General features: G+C 52.0%; 13 protein-coding genes. 4 read left to right on the top strand and 9 right to left on the bottom strand.

Annotation, left to right across the window (positions count from 1 at the left end):
- Positions 1-229 precede the first annotated feature (229 nt).
- Complete coding sequence (locus tag PKI34_12860) at positions 230-727, bottom strand: prolyl-tRNA synthetase associated domain-containing protein (protein HNS18699.1); 498 nt, start codon at positions 725-727, stop codon at positions 230-232.
- 329 nt (positions 728-1,056) lie between these two features.
- On the opposite strand from PKI34_12860, the gene PKI34_12855 reads away from it, so the two are divergent.
- Both PKI34_12855 and PKI34_12850 read left to right on the top strand, forming a co-directional pair.
- Entirely contained in the window at positions 1,057-3,018 is a 1,962-nt protein-coding gene (locus PKI34_12855; protein HNS18698.1) for an NPCBM/NEW2 domain-containing protein, read from the top strand.
- A 59-nt stretch (positions 3,019-3,077) separates the two neighbouring features.
- Positions 3,078-3,983: a hypothetical protein gene (locus PKI34_12850; GenBank protein HNS18697.1), complete on the top strand. Its 906-nt coding sequence runs from the start codon at positions 3,078-3,080 to the stop codon at positions 3,981-3,983.
- Between the two features lies 1 nt (position 3,984).
- Here the strand turns inward: PKI34_12850 and PKI34_12845 are convergent, their stop codons facing one another.
- The 6 genes from PKI34_12845 to PKI34_12820 all read right to left on the bottom strand — a co-directional run bounded on the left by PKI34_12845 (position 3,985) and on the right by PKI34_12820 (position 19,119).
- On the bottom strand, positions 3,985-5,556 hold the full coding sequence (locus PKI34_12845; GenBank protein ID HNS18696.1) for a hypothetical protein: 1,572 nt from the start codon (positions 5,554-5,556) through the stop codon (positions 3,985-3,987).
- 122 nt (positions 5,557-5,678) lie between these two features.
- On the bottom strand, positions 5,679-7,346 hold the full coding sequence (locus PKI34_12840; protein ID HNS18695.1) for a choice-of-anchor J domain-containing protein: 1,668 nt from the start codon (positions 7,344-7,346) through the stop codon (positions 5,679-5,681).
- Between the two features lie 26 nt (positions 7,347-7,372).
- Positions 7,373-10,522: a lamin tail domain-containing protein gene (locus PKI34_12835; GenBank protein ID HNS18694.1), complete on the bottom strand. Its 3,150-nt coding sequence runs from the start codon at positions 10,520-10,522 to the stop codon at positions 7,373-7,375.
- A 13-nt stretch (positions 10,523-10,535) separates the two neighbouring features.
- Positions 10,536-15,854: a lamin tail domain-containing protein gene (locus PKI34_12830; protein ID HNS18693.1), complete on the bottom strand. Its 5,319-nt coding sequence runs from the start codon at positions 15,852-15,854 to the stop codon at positions 10,536-10,538.
- Between the two features lie 97 nt (positions 15,855-15,951).
- Complete coding sequence (dnaK, locus tag PKI34_12825) at positions 15,952-17,862, bottom strand: molecular chaperone DnaK (GenBank protein HNS18692.1); 1,911 nt, start codon at positions 17,860-17,862, stop codon at positions 15,952-15,954.
- 243 nt (positions 17,863-18,105) lie between these two features.
- The gene (locus PKI34_12820) at positions 18,106-19,119 is read right to left on the bottom strand and encodes a hypothetical protein (protein HNS18691.1); all 1,014 of its coding nucleotides are present in this window, start codon (positions 19,117-19,119) and stop codon (positions 18,106-18,108) included.
- A 58-nt stretch (positions 19,120-19,177) separates the two neighbouring features.
- On the opposite strand from PKI34_12820, the gene panB reads away from it, so the two are divergent.
- Together panB and PKI34_12810 are read left to right on the top strand one after the other, a co-directional pair.
- A complete protein-coding gene (panB, locus tag PKI34_12815) occupies positions 19,178-19,999 on the top strand; it encodes a 3-methyl-2-oxobutanoate hydroxymethyltransferase (GenBank protein ID HNS18690.1) in 822 nt (273 codons plus the stop codon).
- Positions 20,000-20,233: 234 nt separating this feature from the next.
- Complete coding sequence (locus tag PKI34_12810; GenBank protein HNS18689.1) at positions 20,234-20,932, top strand: RNA pseudouridine synthase; 699 nt, start codon at positions 20,234-20,236, stop codon at positions 20,930-20,932.
- 454 nt (positions 20,933-21,386) lie between these two features.
- On the opposite strand, the gene PKI34_12805 is transcribed toward PKI34_12810, so the two are convergent.
- Positions 21,387-22,031, bottom strand: a complete 645-nt coding sequence (locus PKI34_12805; protein HNS18688.1) for a YceI family protein — start codon at positions 22,029-22,031, stop codon at positions 21,387-21,389.
- An 11-nt stretch (positions 22,032-22,042) separates the two neighbouring features.
- Positions 22,043-22,240 (bottom strand): hypothetical protein, encoded by a 198-nt coding sequence (locus tag PKI34_12800; GenBank protein HNS18687.1) that lies wholly within the window; start codon positions 22,238-22,240, stop codon positions 22,043-22,045.
- Positions 22,241-22,404 lie beyond the last annotated feature (164 nt).

Raw genomic sequence — 22,404 nt, 5'->3', positions numbered from 1 at the left:
CTAATGAAACCTCTATGCCCTACGGGCAAGCAAATGGAAACAGGATACCTTTTATTACCGCGTAGCGGTTTTAGTATTGTAGCTAATGAAACCTCTATGCCCTACGGGCAAGCAAATGGAAACAGGATACCTTTTATTACCGCGTAGCGGTTTTAGTATTGTAGCTAATGAAACGGGATACGACCCAATTCCCCGTAGGGGATGAACACCGACTCGGAGGTGAGGTGCCTTAATCATCGTACAATTTCAAAAACTCGTACGTATTTCCGGCCCAGGTCAGGAATCGGATCATATCATCGTAAGCAATGACCAGGCTGGCGGTGTTAAGATTCGGGTGGAAACTGAGCCGTTTGGCCTTCAACAGGGCCTCGTCGAAAAAAACGTGGACGTGATCCTCCTGATCGTGGATGAGACCGAACAGGGATACCGACCCGGGTGTCAGACCCAGGTATTTCTGCATCCGCTCCGGAGAGGCAAAGGTGAGCTTACCCTGCCTGAGCCGTTTCTCCAGGTCATGAATATCTAGCTGGCGGCTGTGCTCCAGGATCACCAGGTAATGACGGTTGCCCTTGTGGTTGCGGAAAAAAATGTTCTTGCAGTGCGTCGAATCAATGTCCTTCCAGTATTTCAGGGCCTTTTCGATGGTATCGCCCGGCGGGTGCTCGTAGTATTCAAAGGGAATCCCCAGCTCAGCCAGGATCTCGTAAAGTTTCTGATCGCCTACCATGATGAAAGTCTTTATCACCTCATCCCCTGACCCCTTCTTCTCAAGGAGAAGGGGAAATCATCCATAACTCCTTCCCCTTGAGGAGAAGGGGAAAAACATCCATAATTCCATACGGGGGTGTGTCGAAATACATTTTAAACACGAAGGTACTCAAAGTGCTTCACGAAGGAACACTAAGTAATTGATAAGCAATAATAATACTTTGAGCCCCTTTGTGAAAACCTTTGTGTTCCTTAGTGGTTAAGTACTTATGGCACACCCCCGTTCGGGGGTGAGGTATTTTACTATATTTGTACAACAAAATAACAAATAAATTCAATGCAACCCCCATGAAAAGAACCCTACTGAGTATCGTCATCGCAGGCCTGTTCTCCTCCTGCTCTGCCCAGGAATCCGTTGTGTACCTGGATGAGCTGGATCTCTCCCCGATGGAGACCGGATGGGGTGAGGTGAAGGCAAACCTGAGCGCGGAGGGCAATCCCCTGTCCGTAGCCGGCCAGGTGTACAAACGCGGAGTGGGCACCCACGCCGTGAGCTCCCTGTTGCTGGATCTGCAGGGTAAGGCGTCCATCTTCCACAGCTTCGTGGGAGTGGACGACGAAAGCGGGAAAAGAGCCTCTGTTGAATTTTTCGTGCTGGGCGATGGTTGGATCCTGTGGCACAGCGGCACGATGCGGTACGGTGATCCGGCCAGGCAGGTGAAACTGGATGTCAAGGGCATTAAAAAACTGGGACTGTATGTTTCCGACGGCGGTGACGGCATCGGATGGGACCACGCTGACTGGCTGGATGCAAAGATCACCTATTCCAAAACCCGCCCGGCCACGGTGAGATCCTTCGTTTCCAGTCCCTATGTCCTGACGCCCCCGGCGCCGGAAACGCCCCGGATCAATGGTCCGGAGGTATACGGAGCCCGGCCCGGTCACTTCTTGCTTTACAGGGTACCCGTGACCGGCAAAAGACCGGTCACTTATGCAGCAGAAGGATTGCCCGGCGATCTGAAGCTGGATCCACAGAAAGGGATAATCTCCGGTACCTGTACCGCCAGCGGGGATTATCCCGTAAGGCTGAAAGCAAGCAACAGTCTTGGCCAGGATGAAAAAACACTTCTGCTCCGGATCGGGGATGCGATCTGCCTGACGCCCCCGATGGGATGGAACAGCTGGAACTGCTGGGGACTGAGCGTTGACCAGAAGAAGGTGGAGGCCGCTGTGGATGCGATGGTCAGCAGCGGTCTGGCCGACCACGGCTGGTCGTACATCAATATTGACGATGGATGGGAAGCCGCCAGCCGGACAGCTTCCGGAGAGTTGCTGTCCAATGACAAATTCCCCGACATGAAAGCCCTGGGCGATTATGCCCATCGCCACGGCCTGAAGCTGGGCATCTATTCATCGCCCGGAACCCATACCTGCGGCGGATACCTGGGTTCGTGGGAGCACGAGTTCCAGGATGCCCAAACCTGGGCCAAATGGGGCATCGACTACCTGAAGTACGACTGGTGCTCCTATGATAAGATCGCAAAGGATCAAAGCCTGGCCGAACTGCAGAAGCCCTACCTGAAAATGCGTGAGGCTTTGCGGGAAACCGGACGCGATATCGTGTTCAGCCTGTGCCAGTACGGGAGGGGCGACGTGTGGCAATGGGGTGTCGATGTGGGCGGCAACCTGTGGCGCACTACCGGGGATATCACCGATACCTGGTCCAGCATGGCAGGAATCGGATTCCGGCAGGACAAGTGCTCACCGTACGCGTCACCCGGCCACTGGAACGATCCGGACATGCTCGTGGTGGGCAACGTGGGATGGGGCCCCAGCCTGCATCCTTCACAGCTCACACCCGATGAGCAATATACGCATATCAGCCTCTGGAGCCTGCTTTCCGCTCCGCTCCTCATCGGATGCGACCTGGGCAGCCTGGATGCCTTTACGCTCAACCTGCTGACCAACGACGAAGTAATCGCCATTGACCAGGATCCGCTCGGAAAACAGGCCGTTAAAGTGAAAGAAACAGCAGGTCAGCAGGTCTGGAAAAAACAACTGGCGGATGGATCCCTGGCGGTGGGATTGTTCAATACCGGCGACCCGTCACCGGCCGGGATGTTCAACTGGACAGGAAAGATGGAAACAGCAACGGTGTCGGTCACCCTGCAGGAACTGGGCATATCCGGACCAAAAAAGGTCAGGGACCTGTGGCGCCAGAAAGACCTGGGTGTGGTTGACCAGGAGCTGAACTATCCTGTGAACCATCACGGAGTCGTGCTCCTCCGCCTGTCGGAACCTGCTCATTGAACTGTTGGTATGAAATTTGCAAACCAGAGAGTCTTTTAAATCGCACAAACGGATATATCATGAAAAAAACATTTACACTTTTCGTCAGCCTGTTCCTGGGCTTGCAGCTTCTCCATGCACAGGTCACCATTGAGGTCAGTGAAGAGATCAAAACGATTTCGCGGGGAGATCAGCCGGCCTTTGTTGTCGACATTCCCCACGGAGTTTATGAAACCATTCAAAAAGATTGGATCAAGTTCCTCGAAAGCGGTACGAAGCTTAAAGTGGAAGCAATTTCCAATGAGCTGAACATACACGGTGCAATTTTCAAAAAGATCACGCTGGATTCGGTCAATGTATACAGTTCGGTCTATAACCTCGACTCATCCGTCAGGGTGATCTCCTGCTTTGAACTCGATAGTGTCTTTATCAGCAGCATGTCGGAAAATCCTCAGGAAAGAGAGCTCGCCGTTGCCCTGAAGACAGCAGTAAGGGATTTCGCCGTTGAGCAGTATATCATGGTGTACGATGAAAAGTTGAAGGCGGAGAATGCACAGCTTCAGGCTCTGGAAAAAGAACGCCTGGAAAAGGAGGATGCCATCGAAAAGAATCAGAAGTCCATAAAGGGTGATGAAGAAAGCATCAGAAGGTCAGAGGAAAGCATTGAAATCATTGAAGGGGACATTGAACTGAAAAATACGGAGATCAAAAACAAAAAGGCTGTGGTCTCCTCGCTGAAATCCTACGATCCGGAGGGGTATAAAGTTGCCGGTAAGGAACTCAGTGGTCTGGAGCGCGAAAAGAAGAAGATGGAGAAAAACCGCGAAAAAGAACATAAGAACATCGTTGAATACAAGAACGATATCAAGGAAGCAGAACGCTCCATTACACTGCTGGAAGAGGAAGTGGAAGGGGTTGAGCAAAAGATCTCGGACCAGAAGGATCGCATCGCCCGGATCGAGGACGAAAAAAAACGGATCAGATAATTCAGTTGAAAGCTATCTTATTCACATAAAACACGTTGCGCTTATCCTCACTGCTCAGCATCGTGTTCCGTATCCGCTGGTAACCATAGACAAGGAAATAGTTCTTATACCAGTAAAGCATGTTGCTGCCTGATTCGGAGGCTGCCCGGTCGCGGGTATGTTTTGATTCGATCGGGACATATTCCAGGTTCTGCTGTTCGGCCGTGGCCGTGAATACCTTGTAGGTGATCTCTCCTTCGTGATTGAATGCCAGGATGGTCTCTTCCCCGTCGAAGATCACATTCACCCGGTTCTCGAGTTTGTCGGAAAGGATGTTCCAGAGTTCCATGCCATTGTCCCACAGCATGTTTCCCTCCCTGTCGAACCGGGTGATGAACGCGGAGGTATAGCGATACCCGTCAAAAACATTATAATACGATGGCATGGGGCGTCCGTACCAGTCGTACATCATTCTCGTAACCGTATGATATTCAGGATAGTAGGCTTCGGCAACAAAAACATATCCGTCTTCCAGCCGGATGACGTTGTGCACGAGCAGGTTATAGTCGATGGTAATGTCCTGCCCTTTTTTATCACGTTTCCGGATTCGCGACAGATCATTGACGGACAGGTTTTTATAAAAACCATCGAACTCTGAAAAATTATAATATTTCATGAATTCCTGCACCCTTCCGTTCAGCCGGGTCACAAACAGGCCGGAGGATTCGATATCCAGGCCTGAGTAGTACGCATCCACTTTCCCCTTTGGATTATCCTTATAGGTGCCAATGATCAGGATGTTCTGATCACCTGAGTTCAGTATTTCACCGCTGTTGACCAGGTATTTTGCGGCATCGTTTGTAACGGTAACGGTGAGAAGGCTGTCGCCCTGTTCATCAAATTGTTTATAGAAGAGAAATTCCCGCGCATCCTTGTCATAGGCCTTGTAAAATGTATGGATGATTCCTGCCAGGGAGTCCACCTTCATATCCAGCAAAAAGTTGAAGGGTGCTTCTGTAACAGTTACCGAACGCTGTTCAGCCGTCTCAAGGTCAAACAGGATGATGGATGAACGATCATCATCGGTGATGATCCCCAGGAGTGCATTCCGGTTCCAGACCGCAAAATGCGCCAGCAGGCTTTTGTCGGGTATCTTGCAGGTTTTGGCCGTGATCAGGCCTTCGTTGCCCGGGACTTTCAGAATTTCGACATTGTTCCCGTCAAATGCTTTTTCGTCGTTGCAATAGAGCAGGTACAGGTAGTTGCCGGAATGGTGGAACTTCTTATACTTCAAATCCTTTAAGACCGGCATCTCCTGGATCCACAGCTGACGGAAATTGACGTCGTAAAGTTTGAAGATCCAAACGGTATGGTCCTTGTCATCGGTGGCGACAACGCTTTCATAAAAGAGCAGCATGCCGTGGCTCCCGAAGGGGATGACCGTAAAGGGCTCCGAGTCCTGGCGTGTTTCGATTTCCAGGCGGATGGGCTGGTTGGGCGACCTGGAAGGATTACCGGCTGGACCCTGGGCGAACAAAGGGATGCTGGTTGCAAGCAGACAGAACCAAAGCAATATGTACCGAAAAGGTGGCATGGGGTAAAAGGGTCATTGTACAAATGGGCATGTACTATACCCTACCCCCGTCCCCTCCCATGCTGGCAGGGGTGGGGTGCAGGGGTGGGGTAAATTAGAACGTTAATTGCATCATGAAAATTTCATTCAATGCTGACTTTCCTGACTACCGTAGTTCCGTTTTCCGGGTCAATGACATGGAGAAAATAAAATCCCTTCGGAACGAAATTCAGGTTCAGCGTATGGGTTTGTCCGCTGAGTTCATAACGGCATAAGATTTTGCCCTGTAATGAAAAAAGCACGGCTTCATAGTTTCCCTGCGGAAGGTCCAGGGTAATCAATCCATTGGAGGGATTTGGGTACACCTTCATGTCGATGGCCGGGACCGGATCAGCCATACCCACATTGGCCTCGCCAACCACTTTGATATCGTCCACCTCCCAGGTGGAAGCTTCCGTTGTGGTGCTTGTATATTGAAAGGCAAGGTAAACCTGGTTTCCGTCGTAGGCCGATATATCCACCTGGCCCGAACCAGTCCAGGTCCAGCCGCCCGGTGAAAGGGCGGGTTCCAGGGCCACCCAGGTGGCCTGGTTGGGATTGTCCGATCCTGCATAGTCGGTCGAAACCTTGACCTGAAGGACAGGTCCGGTATAATTCGCTGCCGTGGCAAAGGTCAGGATCTCGTTATGGTAATTGGCCAGGTTAAGGGCCGGGGAAATCAGCCAGTCGTCGTTTTCGAGCGGGCCGCCGCTAAATCCGTTGGCCCGGGCAAACCAGTTATTGTCGAACAAATAGGGTTCCCATACCTGTTCGCCCGTCACCGAATAAGCGATCCAATCGCCAAAGGATTCGCTTTCAAAATCCTGCTCAAGGATCACGGTGAGGTTCGACGTGGTGGCATCCGTTTCGGGGGGAGTGCCGTCGGTCTTAAAGTCAATGGATGTCCCGGAATTGGTATAGGGGAATATTTTGAAATAATAGGTTGTGGCGGATTCCAGTCCGGTGATGGTGACCGATCCGGTACCAAAAGCAACGTTGAACGTGCCGCTTCCATCCGAAAGGTCCGGATCATCGGCTACCGGTGTTCCATCCTGCGGCACGGCGGTAATGGCTTCGTCGCCGGCGTAGATCAGGTAGGCGTGGGGCAACTGGCTTCCGGTGGCATCGGTCCAGGAAACCACGATATCGAAGCCCTGCGGGTCGGCTGCAAAATCGGTCGGATAACCTGATGGTTCCGGATCGGGAGTGAAGGCTCCGAACGTCTGGTTGGTGTTGAGGGCGCCCATCGTGGCAGTCTGGGCCTCCTGCCAGGTGAATTCACTGTACATGCTGCCAGTGCCTCCCAGTTGTAGCGACCATCCAACCTGGGTGGCGCTGGATTCAGAAACGCCGATATCGGTGGAGGTCAACCCGCTGGCCGGACCGTCGGTTGCGGTCAGCACTCCTTCATAGCTCAGGAACTGACCTTCGACCACCGCACCCTGGTAAGAGATGGCAATCCCGTCTTCTTCGCCGTTCTGGATACCGTTCTCGGGAAAAGTGAGGTAATAGAGCGTAATTCCTTCGACGGTACCCCCCGCGGTGAATGAATCCAGGGTCCTGGCATCATACTGGGTCCCATAGGTGCCGTTGTAAAAAGTAATGGTGAAATCCGACAGGGCATAGCTCCCGGCATTTTGCAGGGCAATTTCAACAAATTCGCCCTGATCCGTAGCAGCATTGTCGTAATGGATCTCGTTCAGCCAGACATTCTGGGTGAACGCTACCTGGCATAATGAAGCCAGAAGGATAGTGGTGAGTCGTGTTTTCATGATCGTAAAATATAAGCTTATGAAATTTAATGAATCATCAGTTTGACCGGTTTGACCTGTCCCGGATCTCCGGTATGGAAAACCACAAAATAGACTCCCTTTTGAAGCGATCCCAGATCGATGGTGCCGGCGGTTTCCGTGAGGAGTGACCGAAATACGGATTCTCCCAGCAGGTTGAGCACTTCGATCCTGGCAGGGATGAGGGAGGACCTTACCTGGATGATCCCATCTGAAGGATTCGGGTAGACCGATACCACAGGCTCCGCTTCCCTGTCGTCCAATCCCACAGGCCCAACGTGAATGTAGTCGGATTTCTGCGCCACGCTCTCGCCGAAAACGTTGATCACGGTAAGGGTGACATCAAAATCACCGGCGTCGGGATAGATGATCACCGGATGCTGCTCAAAGGAGAAGTCAGGCACACCTCCCTCGAACGCCCACGACCAGTACGACAGGGGAAACCCGGTCGAGAGATCACTGAATGTAACGCCGGAGCCCGCATCGATCTCGGTCGCATCCGCCGTAAAATCGGCCACAGGTGCGAATCCCACGGTAATATAACCAAACCTGGTCACCGAGTCGGCTCCGTAATCATTGGAAGCCACCATTGAAACCGTATAGATACCTGCCGTGGAGTAATAGATGCTGTCGGGGTGCTTTGCCTCAGACGACTCCGGTATCCCTCCCACGAAGCTCCACTCCCACGCAGTGGGTTGACCGGTGCTCAGGTCGAAGAAATTGATGTAATTGCCAGGCGCAATGGACGTGACATCCGCAACGAAGTCAGCAGCGGGAGCCGTGGCACATCCTTTCCCCGGCGTGGCCCAGATCGTATCCCCGGCGGCATTGACTGCAGCGAATTCGATGGAAGCCTGCCAGTTTTCAGGCAGGGAATTGTCGTCACCGGGCTGGCACAGGGTCAGCGAAGGACCTCCGCCATCGGCTTCCAGGGGCCAGGGCACTTCATCGTCGTATTCCACATAGTCGAGAACAACGTTGAAATAATCCGTGAGTTCAATATCCTCCCCGCTGTTGCTCAGCGCCCCTTCATCCCATTGAAGTGCCTGGATCCCAAACGTATGGAACATGGCAGCCGAGTCAGCCGCAATGACCAGGTAGCCGTGAGGCGGCAGAACCGATGCCGGAAAAGAAAAATCAATGCCTTCGGTGAACAGGAGACTTTTCAGTACCGCCGGGGTTTCGCCGCGGTTATGGATCTCGATGAACTCCAGGCTGTCGGTGCCTGTTTCAGGCGGATTATACATGATCTCAGTGATGACCAGGTTCCCCGGAACGGTATCAAAAACAGCAATATAGGCCTCCCTGGTCAGGGTGTCCTCCCCGTATTCATTGGTAATGATCAGCTGCACACTGTACAAACCAGGTGCACTGTAAAGCACACCCGAAGGATGTTGTTCGTCGGAGACAGAGGGTGTACCACCCTGGAACTGCCACGACCACGTTGTTGGCTGGTTCACCGACAGGTCCGTAAAATCAACGGATGTACCCACGTGGATCATCGTATCGCTCACCGTGAAGTTGGCGTGAGGGCTATTGTCAATATACAATACCTGGATATAATCTTCCCGGATGAGCGTATCGGTTCCGTTCACATTATAGGCGATAAGTTTTACATCATAAAATCCCGGAGTATCATAAACAACCGGTCCCGGATTTTGCGCTGTAGAGATGGCCGGTGCGCCTCCCTGGAAAAACCATAGCCAGAACCCGGGATTATTGGCCGACAGGTCGGTGAAGTAAACGCCCTGTCCCTGGTAGATGACCGTGGTATCAGCCACAAAATCGGCGATGGGTGCCATGCTCCCGCAGCCTCCTCCGGGGGTGGCATAAATGGTATCCCCCTGCGGCGTGATGACAGCCAGGTCAGCCGAAGCCATCCAGCTCTCCGGCAGCGCATTGTCGTCACTGGGATCGCACAGCGTGAGCGAGTGACCGTGCCCATCGGCGAGCGTGTCCCACGGAAGCTCGCTAGTGTAATGCACACTGTCGATCACGCTTTCCAGGGTGTCGCGGAGAACAATGGCCTCACCTGCATTGTCCAGAAAACCCGAAGTCCATTCAAAAGGAGCATAACCAAAAACGCTTTCAAAGTCTTCGGCATTTTGCGTAATTACAATGTAATTACCTGGTGATAGTACCGTATCAGAGAAAACGTACTCAATACCCGCTGAAAAATAACTGTTTTCCAGGTTCACAGGCAAGCCGTAGTTGTTGAAGATCTCAACGAACTCGATGTTGTCGTATTCACCTTCGAAAGGATGGTACATGATCTCGGTGATCACCACACCCGACAGATCATCGGGCAGTATGACCGCAAAATCATCATCACTGTCATCGGTCGGAATGCTGTCTTGCTCATCGGAGATCCGGATCCTGTAATCGGTCCCTGCCAGCTGATCTTCCGGGATGGACCATATCCATGAACCTGTGTTCTCCACACTGTCGGCCAGCACTTCCAACACCTGGCCGCCCTTGAGCAACTCGATCCGGACCGCCAGCACCACGTCGTCCGTCGACCAGGTGACCGGGTGATCCTGCCCGCGCTGCCAGTATTCTCCACCGTTAGGACTGATGACTTCAATGAAAGGTTCCTGAAAGGTGACAGAATTGATGTATCCAGGTGTTCCATTGGCAATATTGCTCGGTTCCCAGTTAACCGGATCATTGTTATCCGCCTCAGGATTGACCAGCTCGAGCGACGGGCCTGAGCCATTTGGTTCAGAGGGCCAGTCTCCGTCGGAGCCGTACTTCATGAAATCGACGACATCATCCAGGCTGTTGCTGAGTTCAAGCTCCTCACCGGCAGCGGTCAGTGAATCCGAGAAGGGCCCCGTCACATTGGATATTCCGTAGAATGAAGCAATGGAGTCGGGATTGCGGGCGATCACCAGGTAGCCACCGGCTTCCATGGAAGTACCCTGTGGAAACACGAATCCAATCCCTTCGGTAAAGGACCAGCCCGACAGATCAAAATCCATCGTATCGGCATTGAAAAGCTCAACGTATTCAAAGATGGAATCATTTCCAAGGTCATCGGAGGGATGATACATGATCTCATTGATGATGATCTTCTGTGCCTGCATCACTATCGGTAAAGTGAACATCAGCAGGAAAAGAAGGATCCTGTGACAGATCCTGCATAAAGGTATTTTCATTGAATGTTCGATTTTATTTGATGATCATCTTTTTAATGATACTCGTCCCCTGGTCGGGCTCAATGAACCGGATGAAATAAACACCCGGGCTCAGCCAGCTGAAATTAAGCAGGTCGTGGGTCTGGATGATCCTGCTTTTCCAAACCTTCTCCCCAATCAGGGAATAGACTTCCAGGTCAATGGGCACAGGCACCCCGTTGAGGATCACCTGACCATCGGATGGAACCGGATAAAGGACGATATCGTCCAGTGCAGCGGACAGATCGTTGATCCCGACTGCAACGTGAATGTAGTCTGTCTTTATCAGTGTACTTTCCCCGAACGCATTGGTGACGGTAAGTTCGACATCAAAGTTACCCGCATCATAGTACTGGATCTCCGGATTCTGTTCGGTGGAGAAGGAGGGTGTCCCTCCCGGGAATGACCATGACCATGTCTCGGGGTTATAAGTCGACAGGTCCTCAAATGTCACGGTCGTTCCGGGGGCGATCCCTGTTACATCAGCCGTAAAATCAGCCACCGGGGGATAACCCACGGTGATGTAATTTTCGACTGATTTGGTATCGCTCCCCAGGTTGTTGGTGACCACCAGCGTAACCGTGAAGCTACCTGCCTGCTCATATTCAATGTTTTGCGGGTGCTGGTCATCGGATGTTTGGGGCGATCCTCCGTCAAAGGTCCAGGCCCAGGCCGTCGGGCTTCCGATCGAAAGGTCGGTAAAGTCGATGGCCGCTCCCACCGGAAGGATGGTTTCAGACGCCATAAAATCAGCCTGAGGCAGGATACCCTGGCAACCCGACAATGGTGTTGCCCGGATGGTATCACCCTCCAGGTTCACGGCTGCAAATTCCGTGGACGGGTTCCAGTTCTCAGGCAGGCTGTTATCCTCATCAGGATAGCAAAGGGTCAGAGAAGGCCCCTGTCCGTCGCATTCCAGCGGCCAGGGCGCATCGCTGTCGTAATTCACATAATCCTGTGTAACCCCCCAGGAATCATTCAGCTCGATCTCCTCTCCCCCGTTGCTCAGGGCTCCGCTCACCCACTGATAGGCAGGTACGCTGAAGGTGTTGAGGATGGCCTGTGCGTTGTAAGCCACCAGCAAATAGCCGCCCGGAGCAAGGGTCGTATCCGGAAAGGTGAAATCCACGCCCTTTGAAAAATAAAAACCATATAGATTGACCGGGGCAATGTCGTTGTTGTACAGTTCAATGAACTCCAGTGAATCGGTACCCTGTTCGGGCGGGTTGTACATGATCTCGGTGATGACCAGTGCATAGATCGTTGAATCGGTCACGGTGATATATCCCGATTTTGTCTCCGTATCTTCCCCGTCGGGGTTTGCGACCGTCAGGGTCACATTGTAAACGCCTGATTCATGGTAAAAAATACCGGAGGGATTCTGGCTGCTGGATGAGTCGGGTGTTCCTCCCGGGAACTGCCATAACCACGACACTGGAGCTCCCGTGGAGAGGTCGGTAAAATCAACGCTCATCCCCTTCAGGATCTCCTGGCTGCTGACACTAAAGTCGGCGACAGGCAGGACTGGTTCACCACAGCCGGCGCCCGGAGTGGCAAACAGGGTATCCCCTGCCGAATTGACGGCAGCAAATTCATAGGAAGCAGCCCAGCTGACCGCCAGTGAATTATCCAGCATGGGATCGCAGAGGGTCAGTGAAGGCCCGCGTCCGTCAGCGAGCGTATCCCAGGGCATCTCATCATCAAACGGGACAAAATCAACCTCGGTGTTAAACTTATCCCTCAGTGCAAGATTTTCACCGCCGTTGTTCAGCGCACCATCGGTCCATTGCAGTGCAGCAATTCCAAATACACTGTGGAAAGCCACCGAGTCGACGCAGACCACCAGATAATCATCCGGTTCGATGACCACTGGCGGGAACGTATAGGTCAGCCCTTCCGAGAAATAAAATCCTTCCATATCAACAGGAACAGATCCGTTGTTGTAAAGCTCGACGAATTCCAGGGTATCGGTTCCGCTTTCGGGAGGGTTGTACATGATCTCGGTGATGACAATGTCATAGTCAGGCAGCGTACAGCCTTCCAGGGGCGATGCCCACAGGGTGTCGCCATTGCCATTGATCCCCGCAAACTCAGTGGAAACGCTCCAGTATTCGGGCAACGAATTGTCGAGGAAAGGATAGCAGAATGTCAGGGAAGGCCCGTAGCCATCGGTGATGGTATCCCAGGGGAATTCATCATCATAGGCAACGTGGTCAATGACATTGCCAAAGGGGTCCTTGATCTCAAGGATTTCACCGTCATCATCCAGGTCGCCGCTGGTCCATTGCAGCGGCATGAAGCCGAACACACTCTGGAACGCCAGTTTATCCGCAGCGATCACCACGCGTTCGCCCGGCGTAAGTTGCAGGTTCTGGAAGGTATGCTCCACTCCGGAGGAAAAATAGAAATCATCAAAATCAACGACTGCGCCACCACGGTTGAACAATTCGATGAATTCAAGGCTACCCCCTTCTCCATCGGGCGGATGGTACATGATCTCGGTGATGAGTACGGACGGGACCTGGTAGATGCATCCAGTGCCGGGTGATGCAAAGATCGTGTCGCCCGCGGCGTTGGTACCGGCAAAATCCATGGAAGCCGACCAGTCATCCGCAACAGCATTATCCAGTGATGGGTCACAAAACACCAGGGAGGGGCCGAATCCATCGGGGCTCATCGGCCAGGGTGAGTTGTCGTCAAAAGTGACCGAGTCGACCACCCTGCCCAGGTTATCGGCCAGGATGACCGTTTCGCCCCCGTTGCTGAGCGCTCCGTCTGTCCACTGGTAAGCATCAACGCCAAAGAAGTTCCCCATTGCTCCGGAACTGACGGCAACCACCGTAAAACCTTCCGGTGCCAGGGAAGCTTCCGGGAAGGTGAACGTCACGCCTTCTTTGAAGTGAAATCCTTCCAGTTCCACGGAAATGTTTCCCGGATTGTAGATTTCCAGGAATTCGAGGGTGTCGTTGCCAGATTCCGGAGGATTGTACATGATCTCGGTAATGACAAGCGACTGGATCGGCCCGAACACCTGGGTGAGCGTCTGTGGCGATGTGTCGGGGATGGTAAACTGCCAATTGCCCGCCACCCAGTTATGGGCCTGATCGTTGACGCCCCATTCCCAGGTATGATAGCCATAATCCACCACCAGGTTAACCTGAGCGGTGAAGATATGGTCACCGGCGATCGCATCACCGTGGGTTCCGTCGTCGTACAGGAGGGTGTGCTCGGCGCCGTCGTTCCAGTTTGCATCATAGTTGCCGGTGGCATCCCAGCTTCCCTTCAGGTAAAAACCTGTAAAGGTTTGTTCTTCGGTGTCGTTGATCACAAAAGTAAGGATCGCATATTCTGCCGGTGCACCTGTCACCGTCGTGGTGTTCGTGACGAAATCATAAGTAAAGGTGCAGGAATCGGCACCGTTGGAGTGGAAGAAGGTATTGTCACCGGTACTCTGATCCCAGTTCTTGTTCAGGGTGACCTTGGATTCCCAGTTACCGGTGGGGATAAGGATCTTTTTGGTGTAGATGTCGTCATTATCCGGGTCGGTCATCTCACCGATGGTGTTTGCCGGATCCCAGTCCGTTCCGCCCATTTCCGACAGAAAACTGCCCGTGACGGTCGGTAGCGTGTGGGTCACCAGGTTGGCGTTGATATTGGTCTTCCAGGTGACGGATGCGCTCTCTGTGAGGACAATATGCTGGTTTTGCGAAGGATAGTTTGGCGCATCCCAGCTGTCTCCCTCAATCACTTTGTATTCATTGTCGCCCGCAGGCAACACCCTGGTCAGCTGCAAAAGGCCGTTGGGCTTTGCGATCATCACGTAATTGGGATCGGTCGTGTTCCAGTCCTGGAAAGAGCCCACGATCCTTGCGGAGGTGGGATTTCCAGCTATGTCGGACTGGCTCCGGGGATTGATGCGGTAATACGGCCCGGAGCTGTACCAGTCGACGACACCGGTGATGGAGGCGTAGGATTGTCCCACCAGCAGGTCGATCAGGGCAAACTGGTAATCCACGTTATCGCCGATGTGAAACGTATGGGTCGCCTTGCTGTCCGACCAGCTGCATTCATAATCATAATCGTCGTAGGCCACGACGGTGAAGTTCTGTATCTTCACAAGCTGCCCTTCCCATTTTTCTCCGGGGTCCGTATTGGCGGGTATGGTTTCGCTGATATCGGAACCATTGATCACGGTTGGGCCATAGGGCGCATTGCCCGTTGAGAGGGTGCTGAGCAGGGCCGGGCTGACCAGTTCGGTCAGGTTATTGTACACATCGCGTTTCGACCTGACCAGCACTTCATCACCCACACTCACCAGGGCATCGAAATTATTGTCATAGATCATCACTCCGTGATAAGCGGAGGCATTATCGCTGATCCAAACATTGTTAAAATTATCGTCAGCAGAGATGATTCCCTGGAACGTGGCAAAATGCGTGTTATCCATCAGTCCGTCGGGATTGGTTGCATTGGTAAAGGAAACAGGCAGGATGCCCGCGTAAAAGTCGTAGTCAGAGGGGATGGACGTGTCTTCAATGTTATCCACGATAATGTCTCCCGCCATGCTGGCCGATGCGCCTGAGAGGTGTACCAGCTTATTGTCTGTTGCATCAATGGATGCGGATGAGAAGGTGATCGGTGTGGTTCCGGTGAGCACGTAATTGGCCGGGTTCACGGACGACAGGGACAGGTTATACAGCACATCCAGTTCGGTGGAGGATCTTGCGTAGGCATAATTGATGGAATTGACGGGAGCGCCGCCAAAGGATTGGCCGATGTTCAGCTGGCCGGGCGTCTCTCCGGCCGGAGGCTGCCAGGCAAACTGGCCGTATTCCGTGCCGGAGCCGGAAAGTTGGAGGGATTCTCCAACGGGGTCACTGCCGTTTTCAACAACTCCGATATCGACAGATAATATGCCGGCTGCGGGTCCGCTAGAAGCCGTAAAAGTCCCTTCATAACTGAGAAACTGCCCGTCAATCAACGTTCCGAGGTAGGACAGTGCCATCCCGTCAGGGGCACCATTCTGGATACCGGCGATCAACATATAAAATAGGGAAAAACCATCGCTGGTCGCCCCCACGGTGAACTGGTCGAGTGTTTTGGTGCCATAACTGGCCCCGCCACTTCCGTTATAAAGTGTTAACGTGAAATCTGCCAGGTTATAGGATCCGGCATTTTGTATCACCACCTCAACGAATTCATTGGCATCCGTTCCGGTGTTGTCGTAATGGATTTCATTGATCCAGGCATTCTGAGCCTTCAGGAGCAGGCAGCTGCCTGCCATAAGCAATAAAGCAAGGTAAACTTTTTTCATAATGGATATATTTGTAACTGGTGAAATCGGGTGAATCCTTTATCCAGTTACAAATATATCCATATAAATAAAAGGGGGGGCTAATTTTTTATTAACATTAGTTCTTCACTTCCTCGAAGTCGACGTCGGTCACTTCGTCATCTTTGGAGGAGGATTTCGGGTGACCCTGGTCGGCGGTTCCCTGATCCTGAGGAGGTTGCTGTTGCTGGCTGGCCTGGTACATCTCCTGGCTGGCTGCCTGCCAGGCACTGTTCAGGTTGTTCAGGGCACTCTCGATGGCTGCAGTATCCTTGCTTTGGTGTGCGCTTCTCAGGTCGGCCAGTGCACGTTCGATGGTCTGCTTTTTATCGGCCGGGATCTTATCCCCATATTCCTTCAGCTGTTTCTCCGTCTGGAAGATCATGGCGTCAGCACTGTTCAGCTTATCGACGCGCTCCCGTTCTTTCCTGTCGGTTTCCTCATTAGCCTTGGCTTCATCCCGCATACGCTGGATTTCGCTGTCGGTAAGGCCTGAAGAAGCTTCAATGCGGATATTCTGTGATTTGCCCGTACCCTTGTCCTTGGCCGTTACATGAAGGATGCCGTTGGCATCGATATCAAACGTGACCTCGATCTGAGGGATGCCTCTGGGTGCGGGCGGGATTCCGTCCAGATGGAACCGTCCGATGCTTTTATTCTGATGGGCCATGGGCCGCTCGCCCTGCAGAATGTGTATTTCCACAGAAGGCTGACTGTCGGAGGCCGTTGAAAAGACCTCTGATTTCCTGACAGGGATGGTGGTATTGGACTCGATCAAACGGGTGAATACACCGCCCAGCGTTTCAATTCCCAGGGAAAGAGGTGTCACGTCGAGCAAAAGGACATCTTTCACCTCTCCCGTCAGAACACCACCCTGAATGGCGGCGCCAACAGCCACCACTTCATCCGGATTCACCCCTTTGGAAGGTGTTCTTCCGAAAAAGTCCTCCACTGTTTTCTGGATGATCGGAATACGCGTCGAACCTCCCACCAGGATCACTTCGTTGATGTCAGATGCTTTTAAACCGGCATCCTCCATGGCTTTACGGCAAGGTTCGATGGTCTGGCGAACGTAGGGATCGATCAGCTGCTCAAATTTCGCGCGGGTAAGGGTTCTGACCAGGTGCTTCGGGATGCCGTCTACCGGCATGATGTAGGGCAGGTTGATCTCCGTGGAGGTCGAGCTGGAAAGTTCAATCTTGGCTTTCTCGGAAGCTTCTTTCAGCCGTTGGAGGGCCATCGGGTCTTTCCTGAGGTCAATGTTCTCGTCCTTTTTAAACTCTTCCGCCAGCCAGTCCATGATCGTCTGGTCGAAATCATCTCCCCCGAGGTGCGTGTCACCATTGGTTGACTTCACCTCAAATACGCCTTCACCCAGTTCAAGGATGGATATATCGAATGTACCGCCGCCCAGGTCAAATACGGCGATCTTCATGTCCCTGTGTTTCTTGTCGAGGCCATAGGCCAGCGCTGCGGCCGTAGGTTCATTGATGATCCGCTTGACCTTCAGTCCGGCGATCTCTCCGGCTTCTTTGGTGGCCTGGCGCTGAGAGTCGCTGAAGTAAGCGGGCACGGTGATGACCGCTTCGGTCACTTCCTGCCCAAGGTAATCTTCGGCCGTCTTCTTCATTTTCTGGAGGACCATGGCCGAAATTTCCTGCGGGGTGTAGAGCCGGTTGTCAATTTTCACGCGGGGTGTGTTGTTGTCACCTCGCTCAACCTTAAAGGGAACGCGTGCCATTTCTTTCTGCACCCTGTCGAAGGTCTCTCCCATGAATCGTTTGATGGAGTAAACGGTCTTTAACGGGTTAGTGATGGCCTGCCGTTTGGCAGGATCACCCACCTTGCGTTCACCGTTTTCAGTGAAAGCAACGATGGAAGGCGTTGTCCTTCTTCCTTCACTGTTGGGGATCACCACAGGTTCGTTTCCCTCCATGACTGCTACGCAGGAGTTGGTGGTCCCTAAATCAATTCCAATTATTTTACCCATGTTGAATTGTCTGTTAAATTATTAAACGTTGGTTACTGTCAAAAATCACCTGTATGAATCCCAGGGTGTTCCGATATTTATCGGGACCAGACTCTCATTCCGGTGCAGGCACCGGGAAATCTACCTGGTACCCTTTTCCCCGTCGGAGCAGGGTAATTTTAATGACTGGGAGTGTTTCAATCATTATGCCAAAGCTCAGAAAGCTGTCAGGAGGGTGACAAAAAGGCAGAACCGTTTGAGGGCTTATTTCCCGATCTCGGGTTCGAACTTGAGGCCTTTGGTGATCAGGATCTCCTCCGTAAGGGGGCTGATGTAGTAAAGCCTGCTTTTATTGTACCGGCTGGAGAAAATGCCGATGCCATTTTCAACGTTCGAAAACTCGGGGCGTTCCTGGACAATGCTGCCGGATGCGTCGTTCACTTCCATATAAGTGTTGAAATCATCGCCTGCCACGGAAAAAATGTATTCCACAGCGATGGCATACCTGACCTCCACGGTGGCCTCCTTGGCAGGATCGTAGGGAACGGTATTTTCCAGGAGTTTATAGAAGCTGTTGTTGGCAAACTGGATCAGCATCTCCTCCCCGCCGTCGAGCGATTGGGATTTCCGTGGCGCATAGCCTGTTTCGATGTACTTATAGAGTGTATCCGTCACCTGGTTGAACATTTCCTTATAGTGGAAGCGCATCACGACATTGTACAGTCTACCATATTTGGCCGAGCGCCATTCCAGGTCCTTGGGCGAGTCGTTATCCGGAAAATGGATCGTGGGCTTTACGGGATTATTGATAATGGGTTTGAGGATGTCAAAATCTGAAACCAGCGGTGTGGTGGCGGTGATGATTTTTCCGGAGACCCTGTTGGTGATGGTCAGCCTGTATTCACCTTCCGGGTCAAGCTGATTCCAGGTCACGCACTGGTAAATGATCTGCCTGGGGTAATAAAACGTTCCTTCTTCCTTTTTATAGACCGAGGTTGTATCAAAGCTGAACGTTTTGATCACCGAACCGTCCTTTCGTTCTTCCAGTATGACCGTAAGATCGTTCCTGTAGCTCGAGGAGTCGGGTTCCTGTGCCATCACCAAGGCATTTCCATCGCCCAGAAAGGCCTTGTTGATCTTCAGGTAAGAGATGCTGTCGGTCTGGTTCAGGAGGCCATACACCACCGTGATGTCTTCATAGTCCCCGATAAGGTCGACCTCGGTGCTGCAGGACATCAGAGCCAGGATGAGTGTTGCGAGGATGACAACTTTTTTCATTCGGCAAAATTACCATTAATGTTTTAATTCTTAACTTTGTTCACATAAAAACCTTCGTATGTACACCTCCGGTTTTGCCTCTGCCAAAAAGATCACCACACACGTGCTTCAGGAGATGAAGGTGCAGGGTGAACAGATCGCCATGCTCACAGGTTATGATTTTTCAATGGCGCGCATCCTGGACCAGGCGGGCATTGATGTCATCCTGGTTGGGGATTCTGCATCCAATGTGATCGCAGGTCACAAGACCACCCTGCCAATCACGCTCGACGAGATGATCTTTCTTGCCTCCTCGGTGATGCGGGCGGTAAACCGGGCGCTGGTGGTGGTGGACCTACCGTTTGGCACTTACCAGGGCAATTCAAAGGAAGCCCTGAACTCAGCCATCAGGATCATGAAAGAGGCCGGTGCCGATGCCATCAAGATGGAAGGCGGCCATGAGGTGGTGGAGTCGATCCACCGCATCCTTTCGGCAGGTATCCCGGTGATGGGGCATCTGGGACTTACGCCGCAGTCGATCCATAAATTCGGGACCTATGTGGTGCGGGCCACCCAAACAGATGAAGCTGAACGCCTGATGGCCGATGCCCGGATCCTGGAAGAGGCGGGATGCTTTGCCATCGTGCTGGAAAAGATCCCTGCCAAGCTGGCCACCGAAGTGACAGCCAAGGTCAAGATCCCCACCATCGGGATAGGCGCCGGCGGTGGCGTGAACGGACAGGTGCTGGTTTTGTACGACATGCTGGGCATCACCCAGGACTTTTCGCCACGCTTCCTGCGGCGGTATCATAACCTGATGGAAGAAATCCAGAACTCCGTGCAAAAGTACATTGAAGATGTGAAGATCAGGGATTTTCCGAACGAGAAAGAGCAATACTGAGGGAGAGGAGAGAGGAGAGAGGAGAGAGGAGAGAGGAGAGAGGATGAAGGAGAAAGGAGAAAGGAGAGAGGAGTGAGGAGTAGAGGCGGGAGGGAGAAGGGGAAAGCGGAATAACAATTTAACAGTTTAACAGTTTAACAATTTGAACAATCTTTGGATAGTGTGATTTGTTTGGATTTTGGTGCCTGGAATTTGGATTTTATGATAACCTGACATACTATCGTCTCCAATCAATTGATATCAAGGATTCTACACGAAGACAACCACCTTCTGATCTTCAACAAACTTCCCGGTGAGATCGTGCAGGGCGACAAGACCGGCGACGTTCCGCTGGTGGATCTGTTAAAGGTTTACATCAAAGAGAAATACCATAAGCCCGGGAATGTATTTTTGGGTGTTGTACATCGCCTCGACCGGCCTGCCAGCGGGGTGGTGATTTTCGCCCGGACCGGCAAGGCATTGAGCCGGCTGAATGCACTGTTGCGTGAAGGAAGCGTGAAAAAGATCTACTGGGCGATCGTCCGGAACAAACCCACACCAGCATCCGGTCACCTCGCTCACTTTTTACGGAAAAATGAAGAGCAGAACAGGTCGTATTTTTATGACCACGAAGTAAGAGGATCAAAACGCGCTGAGCTGAATTATCAACTGCTTTTTTCCGCCGAAATATATCATCTGCTTGAGATAGAACTTCTTACGGGCCGGCACCATCAGATTCGGGCGCAGCTGGCCGCCATCGGGTGCCCGATCAGGGGCGACGTCAAGTACGGCTTTCCGCGCAGCAACGAGGATGGGTCCATCCATCTGCATGCTCGTTCAGTGGAGTTCAGGCACCCTGTTACGCAGGAAATCCTCCGTATCGAAGCGCAACCGCCGGGTGACGACCCCCTGTGGGATTTTTTTGGCAGGTTGATGAATGCCGTCAGGCGGTAATAACAACGAATGACAATGAATTACGCGAGGTGCCGCAGGCGCCGAATTTGGGTAGTCAACAGTCAGCAGCGGAGCGAAGCGACGTCCCGACGAAAGTCGGGATCAGCAGTCAGCAGTCAACAGAATATCAATTTAACAGTTTATCAATTTAACAATTTGAAAGATCTCTGGATCTTGGAATTTGGATTTTGCTCCGCTTTTGTCCGGATAAATTTATCCGGACACCAAAACCGAATTTCCAACATCTTGTGAATCAACATTAAATAAAAAAGTTTGTTCGGATAAAGTTTATCCGAACAAACTAGGTCAGTAATTTACGCCTTCTATGCTTAATTTTACCACACTAAATTGTTGCGGTGAAATTTCCATAGAAATAATCCGCTCCCGCCGGATCGTATAAGTTGTTTCTGGGAGGCTGCCTCAAAAGGGCAGCCTCTTTTGCTGTATAAGGTAGTTACACTTTTTCACCCACCAGCTGAATGGAAATTTTAATGTCGCTGGAAAGCACACGGTCCTTGATTGGGTGATCCCACGCCACATTGAAAGCTTTGCGGTCAAAAACGAGTTCACCCTTGATTGTAACAAGGTTGTCCTCTTTGGAAACGGCAATGTTCTCAATGGTTTCCTGCTTCGAAACACCCCGTATGGTCAGGATGCCTTCCGCGGTATTCTGGTCCATCCGGGTGATCTCAAACCGGGCAGCGGGATGATTGGGCACGTCGAAGAAATCGGCGTTGGAAAGGTGAGCCACGAGTTTCTCCGGGGTGCTTCCTTCTTCAGGTTTGTAATTCTGATCCGTTGGTGTGATGGTTAACATATCCACGACAAAAACGCCACCGGCAATCTTTCCATCCTGGATCTTCAGGTCGGCTTGCGCCAGATCGACGGTTCCTTCGTGGGAGTAGAGGCCCAGCATTTCACCGAACCATACCACCCGGCTTAGGTCCTTGCTAAAAGTGACATTCGACAGATCAACCTCCTTGTCAGGGGTGGCCGCAGTCTGGTCCCCGGTTTTGGGTTTTGTTCCTGTCTGGGAACAAGAAACGGCAAAGACCGACAGTGCCATCATTGGGATCAGAAAGAATTGTTTCGTTTTCATGGTGATTCGTATTAATTTGAATTTTTGTTGAATAATTTCTTAAGATAATTAAACAATTCGATCCCGAAAATGTTCACGGCGTCCTGATGCTGGTTCACCAGTACTTCGACCTGCTGGCCGAGGTGATTGAAGATGGCCAGGTTGATTGACGCCGCCTCCGGCAGCTCATATTCAATGACCGCGAACGCATCAAACGGGTTCGAAGCCACAGGTACGATGATGAGAGATTTTTAAAAATTGAATTTGCAAACGAAGTGTCATTCAGGGCTGGCAAGCCTGTCCGGATGATGGGTGTTCTCCTTTCAACCCATTCCCCGTAGGGGATAAACTGGTTTAGGGGTTAAGGTTAGGAAGCCGGTTTGGTTTAGGGGTT

The organism is Bacteroidales bacterium (assembly GCA_035342335.1).
In the GTDB taxonomy this organism is placed as follows: domain Bacteria; phylum Bacteroidota; class Bacteroidia; order Bacteroidales; family JAGONC01; genus JAGONC01.
This window is presented reverse-complemented; position numbering and strand designations above follow the sequence as displayed.